This window comes from Agrobacterium salinitolerans, from assembly GCF_002008225.1.
GTDB lineage: Bacteria > Pseudomonadota > Alphaproteobacteria > Rhizobiales > Rhizobiaceae > Agrobacterium > Agrobacterium salinitolerans.
On sequence record NZ_MRDH01000023.1, the window covers coordinates 40,320 to 60,728 of the forward strand.

Genomic DNA, 20,409 nt, shown 5'->3' on the forward strand with positions numbered 1-20,409 from the left:
ATTCTTGCAAATTTTCTCAGTTTGCAATATTTGCATCATATTAGATTTTTTTGCAAGCGCAGGAGACGATATGAACGATACGCCCGACATCAGCCGCCCGCGCCAGTCGGATATCGCCCAGCGCGCCGGCGTTTCCATCAGCACCGTCTCGCGCGTTCTTGCAGGGGAAAAGGGTATCAGCGCGTCAATCCAGACCAAGGTTCTGGGGGTGGCGGCGGAACTTGGTTATCCCTTGCGGCCGGTCACAACCCAGACCGGCGGCGTGCCGCTGGAGGGCAAGAAAATCCTCGCCCTCATGTCCGCCGAAAGGGCGACCGGCGATATCGGCGCTTTTTATCACGATATTTTCGACATGCTGCGCAGCCTTGCCCAGACGGACGGTTTCGAACTCGACATCCGGCTTTTGCACCAGAAACAGGTGGATGATGCGCTGACCCAGCGGGTCTGCGAGGTGGACGGTCTTCTCGCCATCGGTCTCGATCCCGAGGATGAAATCATCCACCGCATCACGCAGGGTGTGCTGCAACCGGTTCTGGTCAACAGCGCCGATCCCTTGATGATGCTGGACTGCGTTTCGCCTTCCAATTTTTACGGCGGGGCGCTGGCGGCGCGGCGGCTTCTGGAGCTCGGGCACCGCAAGGTCGCCTATATCGGCCCGCATCATCGCCACACCATAAGGGAGCGTATGCGCGGCTTCCGCCACACGATTCTTGAGGGAGAGGGAACGACCTATGAGGAGTTTCTGCTTTCGACGGCGGATAGCGGCTTCGGACAGGCAGGCGATGCAGTTCGCCAGCTATTGGCCAAAAACCCTGAACTCACCGGCATCTTCTGCATGAATGACGCGATTGCGCTCGGGGCGCTCGGGGCAGCGCAGGAGCTTGGCCTCGCCGTGCCGGACGATCTTTCCATCATCGGCTTCGACGACCTGCCCTTTGCCGAACTTTCCACGCCCCGTCTCAGCACCATCCGCGTCGACCGTCGAGAAATCGCCCGTGAGGCGGTGGAACTGATGCGCCGCCGGCTGACGGAACCCTCCGCCAATGCCCGTCAGGTGCAGCTTGGCGTGCAGCTGGTGGAAGGACAGACGGCCGGAAAGGCGAAAAAGACGAGAAAGGCAGCACGCGATGCATGACACCATGAGTAAGCCCACCATGGCCAGATTCAATCCGCTGCATGGCAATCCGCTCAAAAGCCGCGCCGATGTCCGACGGGCGCTGGATGACAGTTTCGCACCGCTTCTTCCCTATTTTTCGCCGGGCGGCGCAAGAGTGACGCTCAGCGGAGCCGCCGCGCATTTCGACCGGGCGGCGGCCGATCTGGAAGGTTTCGCTCGGCCGCTCTGGGGCATCGCACCGCTTGCGCTGAGCGGCGACCAATTCGACCATTGGCCGCTTCTGGCACAGGGAATTGCCAACGGCACCGATCCTTCCCATCCCGAATATTGGGGCGATGTGCGCCAGAAGGACCAGCGGCTGGTGGAGCTTGCAGCAATCGGGTTTGCGCTGCGGCTTGCGCCGCAGCACCTGTGGGAACCGCTGTCCGACGCGCAGAAAGACAATGTGCGGCGTTATCTGCTGGCGGCGCGCGAGCGCAATTACGCCGATAATAACTGGAAGTTCTTCCGGGTGATGGTCGATATGGCGCTTGATCATCTCGGCATCGAATTCGACCGCAGCCTGACCGAGACATTCCAGAAGGAACTGGACGAGTTCTATATTGCCGACGGCTGGTATCGTGACGGTAATTATCGCCGCATCGACCATTACATCGCCTTCGCCATGCATTTTTACGGCCTGATCTACTCGAAACTCAGCAAGCCTGACGACGCCTACGCCGCACGTTACCGGGAGCGGGCGCGCCTCTTCGCCGGCGATTTCGCCAGCTGGTTCGATGAGGATGGCGGCACGCTCGCCTTCGGCCGCTCCATGACCTATCGCTTCGCCTGCGGCGGCTTCTGGGCCGGCCTTGCCTTTGCCGATGAGGAGGCGCTGCCCTGGGGCGAAATCAAGGGGCTTTATCTGCAACATCTGCGCTGGTGGGCGAAAAAGCCGATTGCCGACCGCGACGGCGTGCTCTCCATCGGTTACGCCTATCCGCAGCTCACCATGTCCGAAAGCTATAATTCGGCGGGCTCGCCCTACTGGGCCTTCAAGGCCTTTCTGCCGCTGGCCCTGCCGGAAAGCCACCCCTTCTGGCTGGCGCAGGAAAAACAGCCTGAAACATCCGCAAATCCAAAGCCGCTCGCTCATCCCGGCATGGTGCTGATGCGGGCCGCCGGCAATGTCACGGCACTTTCCAGTGGCCAGGAAAACCTTTCCATGCGTGGCGGGCCGGAGAAATATGCCAAATTCGCCTATTCCTCGCGTTACGGTTTCGGCGTGGAAGTGGACGAGCGTGGTTTCAAGACCAATGGTTTCGACAACATGCTGGCCTTTTCCGAAGACGGCCTGCACTACCGCGTGCGCGAGACCAACGAAAAGGTTCTGCTGGCCGGGGAAAGCCTGCGGGCGACATGGAAGCCGTTCCCGGATGTGGCGGTTGAAACGACGCTGATTGCGGCTGGCGACTGGCATATAAGGCTGCACCGGATCACCTCCGCCCGTCCCCTTTCGGTGACCGAAGGCGGCTTCGCTATCAACCGCAACGACGGCGACCGCGACGCCGTGCGCGAAGAGTCGGGCCGGGCGACTGCCGATTGCGGCACGGACATATCCGACATTGTCGATCTCGGCTCCAGCATAACCCGCCGCGGCGTGGCGCTGAAGGCGCTGCCCAACACCAATCTCGTCAACGCCAAGACCACGGTGCCGCAATTGCGGGGCGAGATTCCGGCGGGCGAAACCCTACTTGCCTGCGCGGTCTTTGCGGGGATGGCCGGGCCAGAAAGCGAAAAAGCGCTGGCGACGCCACCTGTCTTTCCGGATATGGAGGCGCTCGACCGCCTGTTTGCCGAACGGGGCGTTTCGGTCAGCAGCATGGCGGCAACGGGAGAGCCGCAATGACGAACCCGCTTCCGCGTCTCAGCCTTGCCATGGACCCGGAGCGAACCCAGCATGTGCTGACACCGCAGGCGCTCGACAGGCTGTCGCAGAACGTCGAGATTCTCGATACGAGGCGGATCTGCGATTTCCACGATCCCGCAGTTAAAGAGCAACTGGCACGGACGGATATTCTTCTGACCGGCTGGGGCTGTCCGGATATCGGCGCGCGGGAGCTGGCGCTGATGCCGTGCCTCAGGCTGATTTCCCATGCCGCCGGCACGGTCAAATATTTCCTGTCCCAGGCGGTGTTCGATCGTGGCGTTACCGTGTGCAGCGCGGCGGAGGCGAATGCGCAGCCGGTCGCCGAATTTTCGCTGGCGATGATCCTGCTCGCCGGCAAGCGTAGCTTCGGCTTCCGGCGTCTCTATCTGGAGCACCGAGATCGCGCCCCTGTCGAACGATTGCAGGCGCAGGCCATCGGCAATCTCGGCCTCACGGTCGGCATTGTCGGCGCCTCACGCATCGGACGTCGCGTCATCAATCTGTTGCAGCCCTTCGATCTCAACCTTATCCTTTTCGACCCGCTTCTAAGCGTTGCGGAGGCGGAAAAGCTCGGCGTGCGTCTCGTCTCGCTCGAGGAGCTGGTGGCGGTGAGCGACGTCATTTCCCTGCATGCGCCTTCCCTGCCGGAGACACAGCATATGATCGGCGCGGCAGCGCTTGCCCGCATGAAGGACGGCGCGACCCTGATCAATACGGCGCGCGGCGCGCTGGTGGATGAAGACGCGCTTCTGGCCGAACTGAAAACCGGACGCATCGAAGCCGTCATCGACGTGACCGACCCGGAAGTGCCGCCGCCGGATTCACCCTTCTACAGCCTGCCCAACGTGTTCCTGACGCCGCATATCGCCGGCGCCACCGGCCTTGAACGCGCAAGGCTCGGTGACATGGCCATTGCCGAAATCGAACGCTTCTGCCGCGCGGCACCCCTGCAACAGCAGGTGCGGCCGGAACATCTGGAACTGATCGCATGAGATTTTTCGAGCCGGGCCTCTGCTCCGTCACCTTCCGCTCCCTGTCGCCACAGGCCGTCATCGACCTTGCTGCCGCAAACGGCATCAAGGCAATCGAATGGGGTGCGGATATCCATGTACCGCCCGGCGATCTCGAAAATGCAAGGGATGTGGCGGCGCGGACGGCAGAGGCCGGCCTCTCCGTCTCGTCCTACGGCTCCTATATCTTTGCGCCGGATTCTACGCCGGAAGATGTGGCTGCCGTGCTCGAAACCGCAAAGGCCCTCGGTGCCGGCCATATCCGTATCTGGCCCGGCAGCCGCAAACGCCCGTCTGCCGATTACTCCCCTGGCGAACGCCGCGCGGCGGCGGAAGCACTGGCGACAATCGCCCGCCGGGCGCACGACGATGGCATCACAATCGGCCTCGAATATCACCCCAACTCACTGACGGACACCCTGCCCTCGGCCCTGCAACTCATGCAGGACTTGCCGATGCCCAACCTCTTCTTTTACTGGCAACCCGCCCCCGGACTGCCGCTGGAGGACGCACTCACGGAAATATCCGCACTCGGCTCCCGCATCTGCCATCTCCACGTCTTCGCCTGGCTCGCCGACGCCAGCCGCCTGCCGCTTCACGAACGCGCGGATTATTGGCGGGCGTGCGTGGATGCATTGCCGGAAGGCGACTGGACGAAGACGGCTTTCGCGATGCTGGAATTCGTCAAGGGTGACGATATCGAGCAGTTCGCGGAAGATGCGGCGGTTCTCGGCGACATTCTTTATAGAACATAGAACCCCGCCCTATGACTGCCCACTGGTCAGGAAGATGCTTCTTTGCCCCCTTCACATAGTGAAATTTATGCACTATGTTTTATTGATGCGTGGGGGCGCATGGACAAACTGGTTCAGATCGGGAACATCATTATACGCGTCTATGCGAACGATCATTTGCCACCGCATTTTCACATCGTGAAACCGGATGCCGATGCCCGTGTCGACATCGAAAATCTGGAGATCTTGTGCGGCAAGCTATCCCGCAGGGCTGAAGCCGAAGCTTTGGCATGGGCGAGAAACAATGGGAACCTGATTGTCGATGAATGGAATCGGACGAACCCGCGTTTTCCCATTGTAAGAAAGGGAAAGAAGTCATGACACCGCGCATCAAAACCATCCTGCCCCATCCACCTTGCACGCTCACCATCGACTGGGTGGACGGAAGCCAGTCGACTGCCGATCTGACCGGATGGATAGCGACCGGAGGAAAATTGCTCAATCCGCTCCATTCGGCAGATATCTGGCAGACCGCGACAGTCGCCGACTATGGCGCGAGCGTGGAATGGGACGGAGACGACCTGGCAATCGATGCCTATCACCTTTACCAGATCGCGCAGGACCAGCGGGATTTCGATGTGGAGGACCTGCGCAAATGGCAGGAGGAAATCGGCCTTTCCAATAATGAGGCGGCGGATTTTCTCGGCGTCACTTTACGGACGTGGAACAACTATCGTGCGGGCACGCCTGTAAGCCACGCGATCAAGATGCTGCTGCGGGCCACCCAGCGCGACCCGCTTCTCATGCATGCGCATTTTCGTCCCCGCCGGCCAGGACGCCCGAAACACGCAGCGTAAGACGGCTGCCGGCAGCGCTATATCCGCCGCCCATCCGCCCCGAACAGATGCGTCTTCGCCAAATCGAACGCAAAGGGAATGGTCTCGCCGATGCGGATATGGCGCTGGCCGTCCAGCAGCACGGTGGCGGGCTGGCCGTCGGGGGTCGCGGTGTAGACCACCGTTGAGCCGCCGAGATGTTCGACGAGCTGGATGGAAGCCTCACCCAGCGAGGCGGACTGCTCCTGCGGGTTCACATGTTCCGGGCGCACGCCGAAGGTGAGCGGTTCGCCCTGTTGCGCGGCGACCGGTTTTTCCAGCACGATGCGCTGACCGGCCACCTCTATGGTGCGGTTGGAACTGTCGCCAGAAGCCACCTTGGCGGAGAGGAAATTCATCTTCGGCGAACCGATGAAACCGGCGACGAACTGGTTTGCCGGGTTGTTGTAAAGATCGAGCGGGCGGCCGACCTGCATGATGCGACCTTCGCGCAGCACGACGATCTTGTCGGCCATGGTCATGGCTTCCACCTGGTCATGCGTCACATAGATCATGGTGCTGCCAAGCGTCTGGTGCAGCTTGGCGATTTCGACGCGCATCTGCACGCGCAGTTCCGCATCGAGGTTGGAAAGCGGCTCGTCGAACAGGAATATCTTCGGTTCGCGCACAATGGCGCGGCCGATGGCGACACGCTGGCGCTGACCGCCCGAAAGCGCCTTCGGCTTGCGCTGCAACAGGGGCCCGATCTGCAGGATGTCGGCGGCCTTCTGCACCCGCGCCTGGACTTCCGGTTTCTTGTAGCCTGCCGTCTCAAGACCGAAAGCGAGGTTCTTGTAGACGCTCATATGCGGATAGAGCGCATAGGACTGGAAGACCATGGCGATTCCGCGCTTGGAGGCGGCGGTTTCGTTGACCCTTTCGCCATCGATGCGAAGATCGCCCTCGGAGATTTCTTCCAGTCCGGCGATCATGCGTAAAAGCGTGGACTTTCCGCAGCCCGAGGGACCGACGAAAACTGTGAATTCGCCCGGTTCGATCTTGAGATCGATGCCGTGGATGACCGGAAAAGCGCCGAACCGCTTGACGATTTTTTCCAGAGTAATGCTGCTTGCCATGCTGTTTCTCCCGACTGTCGCGCCGCGCAAAGGGCAGCCGCGACAGTGTTGATGGTCTTATAAAATGTTCTCTCGGTTCAGCGTTTCATTCCCGTCGTCGCGATGCCTTCGATCAGCAGCCGCTGGAAAAACAGGAAGAACAGGAAGACCGGCACCAGCGACAGGTTGGACATGGCGAAAAGCGAGGTCCAATCCGAGCTGCCGGTGGAATCCACGAAGGATCTGAGACCGAGCTGCACGGTGTAGGTGTTGATGTCGTTCAGATAGATCAGCGGACCGAAGAAATCGTCCCATGTCCAGATGAAGGAAAAGATCGCGGCCGTCGCCAGAACCGGCAGCGACAGGGGCAGCATAATCTTCCAGTAGATGCGGAAGGGCGAGCAGCCATCCATGACCGCCGCCTCGTCCAGTTCACGCGGGATACCGCGGAAGAACTGCACCATCAGGAAGATGAAGAAGGCATCCGTCGCGAGGTATTTCGGCACGATCAGCGGCAGCGACGTGTTCACCCAGCCCATTTCCAGAAACAGGATATATTGCGGGATGAGCACGACGTGATAGGGCAGCATGAGCGTGCCGAGCATCAGCGCAAACCAGAAATTGCGCCCGCCGAACCGAAGCCTTGCAAAAGCAAAAGCGGTGAGCGAGCAGCCGACCACATTCCCTATGGTAGCGAGCACCGAGATGAAGAAGGAGTTCCAGAAGAACTGCCCGAAACTCACCTGCAGCCCCGTCCAGCCACGGATATAACCGCCAAAATCGACTGCCGAGGGAATGAGCGAGGAAGAGCCGAACAGCTCATCCTGCGGCCGGAAAGAGCCCGATATCATCCACAGGATCGGATAGAGCATCGCGAAGGACGCGATGATCAACGCCGTGTGGAGCATCACCGATTTCAGCGGCGAGCGTTGCGGGCCTTGTCCCGGCCGGGGGGCGGTAACAGCGTCAGTCATCGTAATGCACCCAGTATTTTGCGCTGAGGAACGAGAAGGCCGTGAACAGCGAGATGATGATCACCAAAATCCAGGCCAGCGCCGAGGCATAACCCATGCGGAAGAAACCGAAGGCTTCCTGATAGAGGTAGAGCGTGTAGAACAGCGTCGAGTTGATCGGCCCGCCGGAGCCTTCGGAAATGATGAAGGCGGGCGTGAAGGCCTTGAAGGCGTCGATCGTCTGGATGACGGCGTTGAAGAAGATCACCGGCGTCAAAAGCGGCAGGGTAATGCGGAAGAACTGCCGCACCTTGCTCGCGCCGTCGATATCGGCGGCCTCATACATGTCCTGCGGGATTTGTCTCAGACCCGCAAGGAAGATGATCATCGGCGAACCGAACTGCCAGACGGACAGGATGACCAGCGTGTAGATCGAATAATCAGGATTGGAAATCCAGCTTGGGCCTTCATAACCGAAAGCCTGCCAGAGCAGCATGTTGACGAGGCCATCGGACGCGAAAAGCTGGCGCCAGAGAACGGCGATCGCGACGCTGGAACCCAGCAGCGACGGCAGATAGAAGATCGCGCGGTAGAGCGTTAGCGCCTTTATGCCGCGATTGAAGGCGAGCGCCACCAGCAGCGCGAAGATGAGCTTCAGCGGCACCGACAGCAGCACATAGGTAAACGTCACCTGCATGGCTGCTGCAAATTTCGGGTCATCGGTTGCGATGCGCACATAGTTCGCCGCACCCACCCAATCCGGCGACTGCAACAGATCGTAATTGGTGAAGGACAGATAAAGCGACGCCAGCGCCGGGCCAAGCGTGAGGCCAAAAAAGCCGATCAGCCAGGGCAGCAGAAACAGGTAGGCGTGAATGTTGCGGTCGAAAACCCGCTTCAGGCCGCCCCGTTTCGGGAGAGCCGCGCCACGGCTCTCCTCCACAAGAGTTTCAGATCGAAAGGCCATAAACCATCACTTCCGTTTGATAACGGTTTCGGATTCCTTGACGAGGCGGTCACCGCCCTCTTCCGGCGTGATCTTGCCGAAGCCAACTTCTTCTGCCGTGCGTTTCAAAACGAAGGCGAATTCGCCCGCGCCCGGAGGCGGCGCCGGCGGCAGATCGCCGACGCCGGGGGTAATCTCGGCAATATAGTCCACCATCGTCTTGCTGACCTCGTCGAGCTTGCTGCTCAACTGGCTACGCATGGATTCCGACGCCGGAACGCCACGCTCGACGCCGAGAATGTCGACGCCCTGCGGGTCAGCCACGAGGAAGTTGATGAACCCAATCGCCTGCTCTATCCCGGCACTGCCATTGGCGACGCTGATGAGCATGGAGGGTTTCAGATAATGGCCAGAAGGGCCATCCTTCGTGCTCTTCGGATAGGAGCTTATGGCAAGTTTGGACTTGTTCAGCTTCTGATACCCGACGAACTGGTTGGAATGGGCAAATGCAGTTGCCGCCTTGCCCGTCGTCAGCGGGTTGGTTTCAATGTTGAGCTGGTCGAGCGCCTGCACGTCGGCTGGCACACAGGCGCCGCTTTTGCGCAGATCAGCCCACAGGGTGAACCACTTGGTGGCATCGGTCGGATCGAAGCCGATCCCGCCATCCTGCGTGTAGAGCGATTTGCCGTTCTGGCGCAGCCAGTTTTCAAAGCTCGGCTCCACGCCGCTGGCGTCGGCCGTTGCGTAATAACCGGGCTTCGGCTTGTTCTTGCTGAGCTTGGTGGCGTTTTCGGCAAACTCCTCCCAGGTCTGGCCGATCGACGGCGGCGTCGCGCCGGATTTTTCCCAGGCCGCCTCATCAAAGAAGACGGCGCTGGAATTGACGCCGAGATTGATGCCATAAAGCTTGCCATCGACCCGGCCGGAATCGATGTTCATCTTGCCGAAATCCTCGATCTTCAGGCCCTTGCCGATATAGTCATCCAGCGGAGCAAGTGCGCCGCGCCGGCCATATTCGAAGATGTAGCGATAATCCATCTGGATCAGGTCAGGCGCATTGCGGCCCGCCACCTGCGTGGCAAGGCGCGGCCAGTAGTCGCTCCAGCCTGCGAATTCACCGGCAATGTCGAGATCCGGCTTGACCTGCTTATAGGCTGCTATCGCCTTGTTGGTGCGGTCGGCGCGCTCCTGCGAACCCCACCACAACATGCGAAGGCGCGCGGCCTGGGCCTGCGCTGAACCACCTCCCAGTGCTGCAAGCGACAGAGCGCCGAGCCCCGCTGAAAGCACACCTCTCCTGTGAAGCATCATGGGCATTGGCAACTCCTCCCTATTGACTGCCAATTGATGATGAACGTAAACGACGCTTGCCGTTTTATAACTAATTGGTTACATGGGAACACTGATCGCAAACATTGTCAAGCGGGTGCTGAAATGGAAAAAACGACAACAAACCAGCCGTCCGATCCGGCCCCCGATGCCACCATGGAGAAAACGCCGTCGCCCAAGCGCAAACGCGCGACGGCACAGGTGCGAAACCCGGAAAGGACGCGCGCCGCCATTCTTGAAGCCGCCCGTCGTGAGGTGGCCGCCAAGGGGCTGGCGGGTGCTCGGATAGATGTCGTCGCCCGGCGCGCCGGCACCAACAAGCGGATGATCTACCATTATTTCGGTGACAAGGATGCGCTTTATCTCGCCGTTCTCGAAGACGCTTACCGCCATATCCGCCACACCGAGAGACGGCTTGACCTGGCCCGAAAGGCCCCGTCGGAGGGCCTGCGGGAACTTGCGCTTTTTACCTGGCACTACTTCCTCGACCACCCCGAATTCCTGAGCATCCTCGCCACGGAAAACCTCAATAAAGCCCGCTATCTCAGGCAATCCCCGACGATTACGGCGATGCATTCGAATTTCATTTCAGAGCTGGAAGACGTGCTGCGGCGGGGCAGCGACGCCGGCGAATTCCGTGACGGTCTAGATCCGATCGACGTCTATCTGACCATTGCTTCGCTCGGCGCCTTTTATCTTTCGAACCGGTTCACGCTGTCGACCATCTTCCAGCGCGACCTGACCGACCCTGCCGAACTGGAACGCTGGGGCCAGCATATCGTCGATACCCTGCTTGCTGCAGTGCGGCCGGCCTGAACCGGCCGAACCGATTTTCTCTTTAACAACAGCGACGACGCGCCATTCGCATCCGCGAAGCGCGCCGTTTTCTTTTTGCGACGCGGTGGAGACCCGTAAGTTCAGCGATCCTCACCTCATGAATTTTTCCTGTCAAAAACACCTTGACAGATCGCACCTTTCACGAACACAAATAACCAAATGGTTACAAATTGCCATGTTTGACGGAAGCGGCTTTCGGGAAAAGGCCGCCTTGGGAGGAAATTCATGAAACGTATCGGCGTCATCATGCACGGCATCACCGGCCGCATGGGTTACAACCAGCATCTCGTGCGCTCCGTTCTCGCCATTCGCGATCAGGGCGGCGTGCTGTTGAAGAACGGCGAAAGGGTCATGCTCGACCCCATTCTGGTTGGTCGCAACGGCGCGAAGATTGAGGAAATAGCCAAAAGGCACGACGTCGCACGCTGGACGACCGATATCGATGCGGCGCTGGCGAACCCCGACGATACGCTGTTCTTCGATGCCGGCACAACGCAGATGCGCGGCAGCCTCCTGGAGAAAGCCATCAAGGCCGGCAAGAACGTCTATTGCGAAAAGCCGATTTCCGACACGATGGAAGAGGCGCTGGCCATTGCACGGCTGGCCGAAAGCGCCGGCATCAAACACGGCGTGGTGCAGGACAAGCTGTTCCTGCCGGGCTTGCGCAAGCTCGCCATGCTGCGCGACAGCGGCTTTTTCGGAAAAATCCTCTCGGTCCGCGGCGAGTTCGGTTACTGGGTTTTTGAAGGCGACTGGCAACCGGCGCAGCGCCCCTCCTGGAATTACCGTCTGAAGGATGGCGGCGGCATCATTCTCGATATGCTGTGCCACTGGCGTTATGTGCTCGACAACCTGTTCGGACCGGTAAAATCGGTAAGCTGCCTCGGCGCGACCCATATTCCGGAACGTTTTGACGAACAGGGCAAAGCCTATAAGGCGGATGCGGATGACGCGGCCTATGCCACTTTCGAACTTAAAGGCGGCGCCATTGCCCATATCAACTCCTCATGGGCGGTGCGGGTGCGTCGCGACGACCTCGTGACCTTCCAGGTCGATGGCACCCATGGCTCGGCGGTGGCGGGCCTGACCAAATGCTTTACCCAGCACCGCACCAACACACCTAAGCCGGTTTGGAACCCCGACCAGCCGCAGACCATCGATTTCTACAAGACCTGGCAGGAAGTGCCGGACAATGTCGTCTACGATAACGGCTTCAAGGCGCAATGGGAAATGTTCGTGCGCCACCTCGTCGACAACGACCCTTGGCCCTATGGGCTGATGGAAGGCGTGAAGGGCGTGCAGCTTGCCGAACTGGGTCTTAGATCGTGGAAGGAACGCCGCTGGCTCGACGTTCCCGCCATTTCCTAAGGAGGCAGACGTGAGTGAACTCAAGCTTCCGAAGGACGACCGCAGCATCGAGGTCTACAGGCTATCAGGCACGCCGGTCGCCGTTGAGAAACGAAGTGCCGCGGATTTCAACCGCGTCGCCTTCGCCGCCGCCCATGTGGTGGCCGATCCCTTTGCCGATAACGACCCATGGCTTAACCCCGCCATCGACTGGGACGCCACCTTACGTTTTCGTCACCGCCTGTGGGACCTCGGCCTCGGCGTCGCCGAGGCGATGGATACGGCGCAGCGTGGCATGGGACTGGCATGGCCGCAGGCGCAAGAACTGATCTCCCGTTCGCTGAAGGAAGCAGCCAGCCGCAAGGATGCTCTGATTGCCTGCGGCGTCGGCACCGACCATCTGAATGGCGGCGGTTACGACCTGAACCAGATTATCGACTCTTATCTCGAACAGCTTGATTTTGTTCAGGGAGAAGGTGGACGTGTGATCTTGATGGCGAGCCGCGCGCTGGCCGCGACCGCCCGCTCGCCGGATGATTATCTCAAGGCCTATGCGCGGGTTCTCTCCCGCGTCGAGCAGAAAGTGGTGATCCACTGGCTGGGCGAAATGTTCGACCCCGCGCTTGAGGGCTATTGGGGTGCCAATGACCATATGGCGGCAATGGAAACATGCCTTGCCATGATCGAGGAGAATGCTGACAGGATCGACGGCATCAAGATTTCGCTTCTCTCCAAGGAAAAGGAAATCGTCATGCGCCGCCGTCTGCCGGCAGGCGTGCGCATGTATACCGGCGACGATTTCAACTACGCCGAACTGATCGCCGGTGACGAACAGGGCCATTCGGACGCGCTGCTCGGTATTTTCGACGCCATCGCGCCGGCGGCTTCGAAAGCGCTGGCCTGCCTGAAGCACGGGGCGGACAATGAATTCTTCGATATTCTGGAGCCGACGGTGGCGCTCTCGCGCCACATCTTCAAGGCTCCCACCCGCTTCTACAAAACCGGTGTGGTGTTCCTCGCCTATCTCAACGGGTTGCAGGATCATTTCACTATGATCGGCGGGCAGGAAAGCACCCGCTCCACGCAGCATTTCGCCGAGCTTTTCCGACTTGCGGACAAGGCCAATGTGCTGACCGAGCCTGATCTGGCCACGCACCGCATGAAGGCGTTTCTAGCCGTCCGCGGCATCGGGTGAAGCAAAACGAGGGGAGATACCGAGATGAGCCTTGAAGGCCTTTCCATCAATTTCGCCACCGTGCGTCAGGGCGGAGATTTTGGCGCAATCGTCGATGCTTGCCTCGCCCATGGCATCACCGCCATTTCGCCCTGGCGCGAACAGGTACACGGCGTCGGTCTTACTGAAGCCGCACGCATCGTTGAGCAGAATGGGCTGCGCCTCAGCGGCCATTGCCGTGGCGGCTTTTTCCCTGCTCCTACCGAGGAAGGCCGTCGGCTCGCCATTGAGGACAATAAACGCGCGGTCGATGAGGCCGCCGCCATGAAAGCTGATTGCCTCGTACTTGTCGTGGGCGGGCTGCCCGCCGGCTCGCGTGATTTAAAGGGTGCGCGGCAGATGGTGGAGGACGGCATGAGCGAACTTCTTCCCTATGCGCGGGCCGCCGGCGTGCCACTGGCCATCGAGCCGCTTCACCCCTTTTACGCCGCCGAGCGCGCCTGCTTCAACACATTGAAACAGTCGCTTGATCTCTGCGACCGGCTGGGTGCCGGCACCGGTGTGGCCATCGACGTCTACCATGTCTGGTGGGATCCGGAGCTGGAGGAACAGGTGGCGCGGGCTGGCCGGAACGGGCAAATCCTTGCCCATCACATCTGCGACTGGCTGGTGCCGACCACGGATCCGCTCAATGATCGCGGCATGATGGGCGACGGCGTGATAGACCTCAAGGCATTTCGCGCCATGATCGAGGCCGCCGGCTTCCACGGCCCGCAGGAAGTTGAGATTTTCTCGCATCGCTGGCAGGCACGCCCGATGGATGAAGTCCTCGCCACCGTGGTTGAGCGCTTCAAGACTGTTTGTTGAGATATCCGGGAGAGAGGCAATGCCTGAAAAGGTGAAACGCAAACGTTACGCGCTGGTCGGCACCGGCAATCGCGGTACCACCATGTGGGGCCGCGAATTGCTGGCCGGCTGGAGCGACTATGTCGAGCTGGTTGGCATTTGCGACCTGAACCTGATGCGCGCCGAGCGCGCCCGCGCAATGATGGGATCGAACGCGCCGCTTTACGACGACTTCGACCGGATGATGCTGGAGCAACGCCCGGAACTGGTGATCGTCTGCACACCTGATGACACCCATGACGACATCATCATCCGTGCGCTTGAGGGCGGGGCTGATGTCATCAGCGAAAAACCCATGACCACCACCCCGGAAAAGATCGACCGCATTCGCGCAGCCGAAGCCAAAAGCGGCCGACGTGTCGATGTGTCCTTCAACTATCGTTTTTCGCCCACGGCCGCTCGCATAAAGGAACTGATCGATGACGGCGCCATCGGCACGGTTACCTCGGTCGATTTCCATTGGTATCTCGATAATCACCACGGCGCGGATTACTTCCGCCGCTGGCATGCCTTCACCGAACATTCCGGCAGCCTGTTCGTGCACAAGGCCACCCACCATTTCGATCTCCTGAACTGGTATCTCGATTCCGATCCCGTGGAAGTGAAGGGGTTCGGACAATTGCTGCATTATGGCAAGAACGGTCCGTTCCGGGGAACGCGCTGTCGCACCTGTCCGCACAAAAGCGAGTGCGATTATTTCATGGATCTGGGCGCCGATCCTTTTCTAGATGCGCTATATGAAGATCCTTCGACGGTGGACGGTTATGTGCGCGATGCCTGCGTCTTCCGCGAGGAAATCGACATTCCCGACACCATGAGCGCCTCGATCCGTTATGCCAGCGGCGTGCAGGTTTCCTATTCACTCAATACCTATATGCCGATCGAGGGCCACCATATCGCCTTCAACGGTCATAAGGGGCGCATCGAGATGCGCCAGTATGAAAAGCAGCCCTGGACGGAACCGCCGGCCGATGAAATCCTGCTGGTGAAAAGTTTTGGCGGCGGCGTGGAACGTATCTGGGTGCCGCATGAGCCGGGCGGCCACTATGGCGGCGACAACCGCATGCGCGACATGATCTTCAAGCCTGGCTCCAACGACCGGCTGCGGCAGCGGGCGGGGTCGCGCGCCGGCGCCATGTCCGTTCTGACCGGCGTGGCGGCGCTGAAAAGCGCCCGTGAAGGCGGGACGGCAACGGTGAAATCGTTGCCCGTTTAACCGCTGTCGTCTGCGACCTCATCGGCAACTGGGCCGCAGACGGCAATCGCCAAAAAAGAACCGACGATATTCCGCAGATTACGCTCTTCTTTCAGGCCGGTAAAATGGCCGCCGGGGGAAGAAAGAGTGAGTCATGTCCAGTTTTGAATCCTTCGTTCCGCTCATCATCATCGGCGCCAGCCTCGTTGTGTTCTTCAAATGGGTCGGACGAGATATGAACCGAGAAGAGAAAAAGCCGCGTTCCCGCCGCTGACGGCGGAAAAGCGCGCCCGCGCGGTGTGGAAACGGAACCCGCGCCTTTTCCCTGGCGTTTTCCTGCTAAAAGGAGGACGCGACATGACGAAGAAAACGAAGCCGAAAACTGTCGACAAAGGGCCTTCCAGCCCGAACGACAGTCCCCCGGCCGGCCCGCACGCCAAACCTTCCCTCACTGACTGCGACAAGACGCCGGGCGCAGGCAGTCTGCCGGATGACGATGCGAAAGACGTGTCTCCCGGCGGAGGTTGATGCGCGTGAGACCAAAGGCAGCGCCAGACCGGGGTTAACATTGGCCCATCGGGAAATAACGCCGTAAAACAGACACTTAGCGGATCAAGCGTTGCTCGCCGGCGCTTTTTCCTTCAGGGCCCATTGCAAAATCAAAAATTGCGCCTATATTTTCTTCATCGACCATTGCTTGTGACGTCGTTCTGGAACAGACTGTTCCCCGTCGGATTTCCTCTCAAATAATCGATCTTATCCCGCAAGGTATCGCGGGAACCACAACGATTCTACGAAAGGAAATCGTTATGAACACTGGTACTGTAAAGTGGTTCAACGCCACCAAGGGCTTCGGCTTCATTCAGCCTGACAATGGCGGCACGGACGTTTTCGTTCACATCTCCGCAGTTGAGCGCGCCGGCATGCGTTCGCTGAACGATGGCCAGAAGATCAGCTACGAGATCGTCCAGGACCGTCGGTCCGGCAAGAGCTCGGCTGATAACCTTCAGGCAGCTTGATATTCGTCATCTCCAACTCGCAGACCACGGATGTACTGGCTGCAGGTTAGGATGACTGTGAGAGGTCGGGTCAAAGCCCGGCCTTTTGTTTTGGGCCATGGAGGTCCTATGCGTAAAAATTCCTACAAGTGCGGCGACACGGTTTTTCTGAAGCCCGGTGTCATCGGCAACAACCAGCCCAAGGGTCCTGCGCGCGTGATGTCCGTGATGCCGGAGGGACAGGGCGTCGTTCGTCTCAGGGTGCGCTTCCAGCATGAAAATTTCGAACGCAGTATTGCGATCGACGAAATAGATTTGTCAGCGTCCACCACACCGACGCCACGCGTCAGCGAAAACACTTCGGTGCGCGAAGCGGGATCCAGCTGGGTCAACCTGAGTTCCATTAAAGTCAGAAAGTAGCAGCATGGGCTGCTGAAGGAGAATTTCTTGCAAGTACTCGTCCGCGACAACAATGTAGACCAAGCCCTTCGTGTTCTGAAAAAGAGAATGCAGCGCGAAGGCATCTTCCGCGAAATGCGCGCGCGGGAATCCTATGAGAAGCCCTCGGAAAAGCGTGTCCGCGAACAGGCCGAAGCCGTACGCCGCCATCGCAAGATGGAAAAGAAGAAGATGCAACGCGAAGGCTTGCTGCCGGGCCCAAAGAAGGCCGCCCGCACCCGCTAAGCCCTTTGATACTGCTCTCTTACGTCAAGGAGAATGACATGGCCGCGACTAAAGAAGCTTTCTTCAAGCCCGGCAAGCTATCCGCACAGGACAAAGCATCACTGACGGATAACGCCGCAAAACAGATCATAAATACCGAGGCCGACCAGCGCGCCCGCAAAACAGAGCGCCTTCGCCAGCTTCGTGAGGCACAGGAAGCGTCATTTATCGCTGACGCGCCCGCATCCGCAAAGAAACGATCCGGCAAGAAATAGCCGGACGGGATTTCCAGAACCGCCCCGTCAAACGGGTCTTGAGGGGATGATCAATACCCGCTCGAGACCTCATGAATTCAGCAGGAGGAGGACACCATGGCCAAGGGTCAATTGCGCAGCAACAAGGAAATCCGCAAACCTAAAAAAGACAAGACGAAAACGCCAGCAGCAGCCCCGCCAGGCTCGCAGGTTAAGTTTGCCAATGCAACCACCGGGGATGGCAAGAAGACATGACGCCACCTGTGGCTGGGAAATCAGAACGAATAAATGCATCGCCATGAATGCAGGTCTTGATTTAGCCACATTGCCAAACTAAATCTCTTCCATAGCAACTGCTGGTGAGCGCGAATGAAATCGATGTTCGCAGTTGCTCCAGTCGCTTTTAGACTTTTGACCACGGATGTACTGGCACTGGTGTTGAGAGCGATATGAGGAAGGTCGGTGCAATATTGCCCCGGCCTTTTTTGTTGCCTGCGTCAGCGGCTATACCTCCCACCGTGTTTAGCGGAATTAACTTGCCTATTCCCCTTAAACGGCGCAGGCTCCGTGATAGTTAACTAAGCGGCGTTGCCACCGTCTGGTCTGTTGCGCCCTCAGCCCTGTCCCGCCTGTTGACGGCGGTAACGATCCGCAATTCACGCGACATGGATGACAGCACGCGCCGGAAACGGTTTATCTGACGCGTCCGCATTTCGAAACGTTGAAGCGTCCCAGCGCCATCTCTGGACGGCAGCGCGACGCTCCGGTTTTTTTCTAACTCCCGCAGGAAAGGACGACCTCATGTCTTCCGCACACGAAAATTGCATCATCACATCGCAGGACCTGAAAATGCTTCAGTCAGTCCTGGAAGGTCTCGGTTACGATAGCCGCACCATGGATGACGAAGTCATTCTCTACGACAATGCCGCCCGCAAGGTGATCCAGCTCTTTCAGGATGGCTTGACCGACCCTGCCGATATTTCGAAGGAAATGCTGTTCCTGTTCGGCGTTCACAAACATGAGCGCGTCAAACCGTGGAAACCGCTGCCGCGTTACGCCATTCAGGGCCTGCCGCCTCTTTACCAGTGATGGGCTTGCCGCCCTTTTCGTGGCGGCCTTCAAAATCACCGATGAAAATAACGGCTTGGCAAAAGTCGTATATCAGGCAACACTGAAATTGAGCATCCCGCGCGCGATCAGGCGCGTCCGGGAGTTTGGGTATCGAATGTGCATCCGGTGCGTTGCGGGGCCATGACAGGTCTGCGCCAGGTTTCGGTTGTTTCCCATACCGGTAAGTTTTGCGTCTGCGTGGAGGTGAGTATGACGTATGACTGGAGCGGCCGCAAAATGCGCCGCATGCGAGCGGCGAAACTGACGATCATCAGCCTCGTCGCAGCTTTTGTGCTGACAGCCCCGATTTTCGCCCATTATTGAGGTTTTCAGCCGCGAGGCAGGGTCATACCGGCTGGCGGATTTCGCTCCGCTTTCTCAACCGGTTCTTCAGCCATTTCTGAACGGGCTGATCGTAATAGACCGTCAGCAACCATGACAGGCATGTCGTGCCGATGAGAAAAACAAGGCCGGCCGACAAAGCGAGGTTTTCCCGGTGCACCGCGGGGATAAGAAGCTCCGTCCAGGCCAGAAGCGGAATATGCAGCACATAGACCGCATAGGACGCCGTGCCGAGAAACACCGACACCATTGACACCCCGCGCCCCGGAACCGTCTTGCTGGCGATAAACAGCAGGAGCGGCCAGACGACAAGGACAACCGCAAGATCGAAGAACGGCCGAAGCTCGCGCGACATCGGCACGGCCAGAATGAAGCAGACCAGCAGAAGGCAAAGCACCGCCTGAAAGGGTTTCAACTGCGGCACGCGATTGCGGAAACGGTAAATAAGCACGCCAGCAAAAAACGAGAAGAACACTCGCCCCATGCCGGCATACATTTCATGCCAGCGAAAACCGGCATGCAAACGGCCAAACTCGGCGGCAGCCACCATCAACACAAGGGCGCTGACCGTGAGCACCGCGGCGGTTTGTTTCGGCGTGGCCCGGACACCGAAGCGGGCGTAAAACGCATTCACTACCAGCTCATTGAAAAGCGACCATGCCGGGCTGACGAGAAACAGCGCACCGTTCAGCGTGAGCGTAAAGGGCGCCGGCAGAAAGAGCAGCCCTGTTACCAAGGCGAAAGCAAGCTCGCCCGGATCGATGAGACGGTGCAGATCGTCGATCGGCGTCGGCAGGCCCAGCACGTAGAGGCAGATGAAATAGGCGGCCATCAGGGCCAGCGCCAGCCCATAAAGAGGGTAAAGACGTGCGAAGCGCGCCTTCATGAAAAAGCCTGGCGTAATCGCCCCTTCGGCCAGTTTCCGGCTATAGGCATGCGCGAGCACGAAACCGCTGAGCGCAAAGAACAGATCCACGGCGAGATAACTCGAAGCCGTGCTTTTCCCGAACAGATCCTCGGCATGGCGGTGGACGATGAAAAGTGCGGCCACGCCCCTTATGCCATCGAGCAATATAAAGCGTTCCGGGGACGACTGGACCATGGCATGAGGCTCGGTGTGGCTGACGGATTTGAGGTTCACAGGCAACGAGCTTTACCGCGTTGCGGTTCACCGCCGCCAGTCACAAACTGTTTAACGTGGCGAACGTCCCATATTATTATGGAATACTAACGGGTGATCGACACTCTTTCGCGGCTGCGAAAGGCGTGCTACGTCCGGATGTCATCGATCTTTCGAGCCTTTGACTCTGCGGCCTGTCCTTTCGAAACTCAGCTTGATTTCGCTTGGATATCTTCGGCGCAAATTCAGATGGAGCGGCGTTCGGCGGCAGGCAACTTTCGCGGAGTCTCACCATGTCCACCATTGCAGAACGTATCAGAAAAATCATCGTGGACCAGCTTGGCGCAGACCCTGCCACCATCGTGGATGAGGCCAGTTTTGCTGACGATCTCGGTGCGGATTCGCTCGAGACCGTTCAGATCGTCATGGAAATCGAAGAGGAATTCGGGGTGGAAATTCCAGATTCCGCCGCAAGCACGATCCTGACCGTTGGCGACGCCATCCGTTTCGTCGAAAAAAACAAGACGTGACCGGC

The 20,409-nt window shown here is 59.1% G+C and carries 24 protein-coding genes; 19 read left to right on the forward strand and 5 right to left on the reverse strand.

All coding sequences use genetic code 11. The features are described 5' to 3' along the window. The first annotated feature begins 70 nt into the window (after window positions 1-70). From BS627_RS16030 to BS627_RS16055, 6 genes are all read left to right on the forward strand, one after another. Entirely contained in the window at window positions 71-1,135 is a 1,065-nt protein-coding gene (locus BS627_RS16030) for a LacI family DNA-binding transcriptional regulator (RefSeq protein ID WP_077984182.1), read from the forward strand. Next, a complete protein-coding gene (locus tag BS627_RS16035; protein ID WP_077984183.1) occupies window positions 1,128-3,005 on the forward strand; it encodes a DUF2264 domain-containing protein in 1,878 nt (625 codons plus the stop codon). The genes BS627_RS16030 and BS627_RS16035 overlap by 8 nt, the downstream gene beginning before the upstream one ends. After that, entirely contained in the window at window positions 3,002-4,018 is a 1,017-nt protein-coding gene (locus BS627_RS16040; protein WP_077984184.1) for a hydroxyacid dehydrogenase, read from the forward strand. The genes BS627_RS16035 and BS627_RS16040 overlap by 4 nt, the downstream gene beginning before the upstream one ends. Continuing rightward, the gene (locus BS627_RS16045; protein WP_077984185.1) at window positions 4,015-4,791 is read left to right on the forward strand and encodes a sugar phosphate isomerase/epimerase family protein; all 777 of its coding nucleotides are present in this window, start codon (window positions 4,015-4,017) and stop codon (window positions 4,789-4,791) included. The genes BS627_RS16040 and BS627_RS16045 overlap by 4 nt, the downstream gene beginning before the upstream one ends. A gap of 99 nt (window positions 4,792-4,890) precedes the next feature. Then, complete coding sequence (locus BS627_RS16050) at window positions 4,891-5,151, forward strand: DUF4160 domain-containing protein (RefSeq protein WP_077984186.1); 261 nt, start codon at window positions 4,891-4,893, stop codon at window positions 5,149-5,151. Further along, a complete protein-coding gene (locus BS627_RS16055) occupies window positions 5,148-5,627 on the forward strand; it encodes a hypothetical protein (protein ID WP_077984187.1) in 480 nt (159 codons plus the stop codon). Before BS627_RS16050 ends, BS627_RS16055 begins: the two co-directional genes overlap by 4 nt. 17 nt (window positions 5,628-5,644) lie before the next feature. On the opposite strand, the gene BS627_RS16060 is transcribed toward BS627_RS16055, so the two are convergent. The 4 genes from BS627_RS16060 to BS627_RS16075 form a co-directional block, all read right to left on the reverse strand. Beyond that, a complete protein-coding gene (locus tag BS627_RS16060; protein WP_077984188.1) occupies window positions 5,645-6,721 on the reverse strand; it encodes an ABC transporter ATP-binding protein in 1,077 nt (358 codons plus the stop codon). Between the two features lie 77 nt (window positions 6,722-6,798). Continuing rightward, the gene (locus BS627_RS16065; protein ID WP_035210311.1) at window positions 6,799-7,674 is read right to left on the reverse strand and encodes a carbohydrate ABC transporter permease; all 876 of its coding nucleotides are present in this window, start codon (window positions 7,672-7,674) and stop codon (window positions 6,799-6,801) included. Then, window positions 7,667-8,620 (reverse strand): carbohydrate ABC transporter permease, encoded by a 954-nt coding sequence (locus BS627_RS16070; protein WP_162520601.1) that lies wholly within the window; start codon window positions 8,618-8,620, stop codon window positions 7,667-7,669. Before BS627_RS16070 ends, BS627_RS16065 begins: the two co-directional genes overlap by 8 nt. Before the next feature lie 6 nt (window positions 8,621-8,626). After that, on the reverse strand, window positions 8,627-9,916 hold the full coding sequence (locus BS627_RS16075; RefSeq protein WP_077984189.1) for an ABC transporter substrate-binding protein: 1,290 nt from the start codon (window positions 9,914-9,916) through the stop codon (window positions 8,627-8,629). Window positions 9,917-10,033: 117 nt separating this feature from the next. Between BS627_RS16075 and BS627_RS16080 the strand changes: the two genes are divergently transcribed. From BS627_RS16080 to BS627_RS16125, 12 genes are all read left to right on the forward strand, one after another. Further along, window positions 10,034-10,744 carry a TetR/AcrR family transcriptional regulator gene (locus tag BS627_RS16080; RefSeq protein ID WP_077984190.1) on the forward strand — a complete coding sequence of 237 codons (711 nt, stop codon included), beginning with the start codon at window positions 10,034-10,036 and terminating at the stop codon, window positions 10,742-10,744. A gap of 246 nt (window positions 10,745-10,990) precedes the next feature. Continuing rightward, a complete protein-coding gene (locus BS627_RS16085; protein ID WP_165691275.1) occupies window positions 10,991-12,133 on the forward strand; it encodes a Gfo/Idh/MocA family protein in 1,143 nt (380 codons plus the stop codon). Window positions 12,134-12,143: 10 nt separating this feature from the next. Continuing rightward, on the forward strand, window positions 12,144-13,307 hold the full coding sequence (locus BS627_RS16090) for a dihydrodipicolinate synthase family protein (RefSeq protein ID WP_077984191.1): 1,164 nt from the start codon (window positions 12,144-12,146) through the stop codon (window positions 13,305-13,307). A gap of 24 nt (window positions 13,308-13,331) precedes the next feature. Continuing rightward, on the forward strand, window positions 13,332-14,153 hold the full coding sequence (locus BS627_RS16095) for a sugar phosphate isomerase/epimerase family protein (RefSeq protein ID WP_077984192.1): 822 nt from the start codon (window positions 13,332-13,334) through the stop codon (window positions 14,151-14,153). A gap of 19 nt (window positions 14,154-14,172) precedes the next feature. Further along, window positions 14,173-15,408 carry a Gfo/Idh/MocA family protein gene (locus tag BS627_RS16100; protein ID WP_077984193.1) on the forward strand — a complete coding sequence of 412 codons (1,236 nt, stop codon included), beginning with the start codon at window positions 14,173-14,175 and terminating at the stop codon, window positions 15,406-15,408. Between the two features lie 336 nt (window positions 15,409-15,744). After that, complete coding sequence (locus BS627_RS24625) at window positions 15,745-15,915, forward strand: hypothetical protein (RefSeq protein WP_165691276.1); 171 nt, start codon at window positions 15,745-15,747, stop codon at window positions 15,913-15,915. 281 nt (window positions 15,916-16,196) lie between these two features. Continuing rightward, window positions 16,197-16,406, forward strand: coding sequence for a cold-shock protein (locus tag BS627_RS16105; RefSeq protein WP_003508146.1), 210 nt, complete (start codon window positions 16,197-16,199; stop codon window positions 16,404-16,406). Between the two features lie 108 nt (window positions 16,407-16,514). Next, window positions 16,515-16,805 (forward strand): cold-shock protein, encoded by a 291-nt coding sequence (locus BS627_RS16110; protein ID WP_077984194.1) that lies wholly within the window; start codon window positions 16,515-16,517, stop codon window positions 16,803-16,805. Window positions 16,806-16,832: 27 nt separating this feature from the next. Next, window positions 16,833-17,069: a 30S ribosomal protein S21 gene (gene rpsU, locus BS627_RS16115; RefSeq protein ID WP_077984195.1), complete on the forward strand. Its 237-nt coding sequence runs from the start codon at window positions 16,833-16,835 to the stop codon at window positions 17,067-17,069. 38 nt (window positions 17,070-17,107) lie between these two features. Beyond that, the gene (locus BS627_RS16120; RefSeq protein WP_077984196.1) at window positions 17,108-17,323 is read left to right on the forward strand and encodes a hypothetical protein; all 216 of its coding nucleotides are present in this window, start codon (window positions 17,108-17,110) and stop codon (window positions 17,321-17,323) included. A 96-nt stretch (window positions 17,324-17,419) separates the two neighbouring features. Next, on the forward strand, window positions 17,420-17,557 hold the full coding sequence (locus BS627_RS24630; protein WP_162854307.1) for a hypothetical protein: 138 nt from the start codon (window positions 17,420-17,422) through the stop codon (window positions 17,555-17,557). 546 nt (window positions 17,558-18,103) lie between these two features. Continuing rightward, window positions 18,104-18,391: a hypothetical protein gene (locus tag BS627_RS16125; protein ID WP_077984197.1), complete on the forward strand. Its 288-nt coding sequence runs from the start codon at window positions 18,104-18,106 to the stop codon at window positions 18,389-18,391. A 367-nt stretch (window positions 18,392-18,758) separates the two neighbouring features. Here BS627_RS16125 and BS627_RS16135 read toward each other — a convergent pair whose 3' ends face one another. Next, window positions 18,759-19,856: an acyltransferase family protein gene (locus tag BS627_RS16135; protein ID WP_077984199.1), complete on the reverse strand. Its 1,098-nt coding sequence runs from the start codon at window positions 19,854-19,856 to the stop codon at window positions 18,759-18,761. 311 nt (window positions 19,857-20,167) lie between these two features. Between BS627_RS16135 and BS627_RS16140 the strand changes: the two genes are divergently transcribed. After that, the gene (locus tag BS627_RS16140) at window positions 20,168-20,404 is read left to right on the forward strand and encodes an acyl carrier protein (protein WP_077984357.1); all 237 of its coding nucleotides are present in this window, start codon (window positions 20,168-20,170) and stop codon (window positions 20,402-20,404) included. The last annotated feature ends 5 nt before the right edge of the window (window positions 20,405-20,409 follow it).

Excerpts from the sequence above, each read along its gene's own strand:
- BS627_RS16095 (WP_077984192.1), top strand. The coding sequence starts at position 13,332 with ATGAGCCTTGAAGGCCTTTCCATCAATTTCGCCACCGTGCGTCAGGGC.
- BS627_RS24630 (WP_162854307.1), top strand. The coding sequence starts at position 17,420 with ATGGCCAAGGGTCAATTGCGCAGCAACAAGGAAATCCGCAAACCTAAA.
- BS627_RS16140 (WP_077984357.1), top strand. The coding sequence starts at position 20,168 with ATGTCCACCATTGCAGAACGTATCAGAAAAATCATCGTGGACCAGCTT.
- BS627_RS24625 (WP_165691276.1), top strand. The coding sequence starts at position 15,745 with ATGACGAAGAAAACGAAGCCGAAAACTGTCGACAAAGGGCCTTCCAGC.
- BS627_RS16120 (WP_077984196.1), top strand. The coding sequence starts at position 17,108 with ATGGCCGCGACTAAAGAAGCTTTCTTCAAGCCCGGCAAGCTATCCGCA.
- BS627_RS16105 (WP_003508146.1), top strand. The coding sequence starts at position 16,197 with ATGAACACTGGTACTGTAAAGTGGTTCAACGCCACCAAGGGCTTCGGC.
- BS627_RS16080 (WP_077984190.1), top strand. The coding sequence starts at position 10,034 with ATGGAAAAAACGACAACAAACCAGCCGTCCGATCCGGCCCCCGATGCC.
- BS627_RS16040 (WP_077984184.1), top strand. The coding sequence starts at position 3,002 with ATGACGAACCCGCTTCCGCGTCTCAGCCTTGCCATGGACCCGGAGCGA.
- BS627_RS16050 (WP_077984186.1), top strand. The coding sequence starts at position 4,891 with ATGGACAAACTGGTTCAGATCGGGAACATCATTATACGCGTCTATGCG.
- BS627_RS16075 (WP_077984189.1), bottom strand. The coding sequence starts at position 9,916 with ATGCCCATGATGCTTCACAGGAGAGGTGTGCTTTCAGCGGGGCTCGGC.
- BS627_RS16135 (WP_077984199.1), bottom strand. The coding sequence starts at position 19,856 with ATGGTCCAGTCGTCCCCGGAACGCTTTATATTGCTCGATGGCATAAGG.
- BS627_RS16065 (WP_035210311.1), bottom strand. The coding sequence starts at position 7,674 with ATGACTGACGCTGTTACCGCCCCCCGGCCGGGACAAGGCCCGCAACGC.
- BS627_RS16045 (WP_077984185.1), top strand. The coding sequence starts at position 4,015 with ATGAGATTTTTCGAGCCGGGCCTCTGCTCCGTCACCTTCCGCTCCCTG.
- BS627_RS16030 (WP_077984182.1), top strand. The coding sequence starts at position 71 with ATGAACGATACGCCCGACATCAGCCGCCCGCGCCAGTCGGATATCGCC.
- BS627_RS16035 (WP_077984183.1), top strand. The coding sequence starts at position 1,128 with ATGCATGACACCATGAGTAAGCCCACCATGGCCAGATTCAATCCGCTG.
- BS627_RS16070 (WP_162520601.1), bottom strand. The coding sequence starts at position 8,620 with ATGGCCTTTCGATCTGAAACTCTTGTGGAGGAGAGCCGTGGCGCGGCT.
- BS627_RS16110 (WP_077984194.1), top strand. The coding sequence starts at position 16,515 with ATGCGTAAAAATTCCTACAAGTGCGGCGACACGGTTTTTCTGAAGCCC.
- BS627_RS16125 (WP_077984197.1), top strand. The coding sequence starts at position 18,104 with ATGTCTTCCGCACACGAAAATTGCATCATCACATCGCAGGACCTGAAA.
- BS627_RS16060 (WP_077984188.1), bottom strand. The coding sequence starts at position 6,721 with ATGGCAAGCAGCATTACTCTGGAAAAAATCGTCAAGCGGTTCGGCGCT.
- BS627_RS16100 (WP_077984193.1), top strand. The coding sequence starts at position 14,173 with ATGCCTGAAAAGGTGAAACGCAAACGTTACGCGCTGGTCGGCACCGGC.
- BS627_RS16085 (WP_165691275.1), top strand. The coding sequence starts at position 10,991 with ATGAAACGTATCGGCGTCATCATGCACGGCATCACCGGCCGCATGGGT.
- BS627_RS16055 (WP_077984187.1), top strand. The coding sequence starts at position 5,148 with ATGACACCGCGCATCAAAACCATCCTGCCCCATCCACCTTGCACGCTC.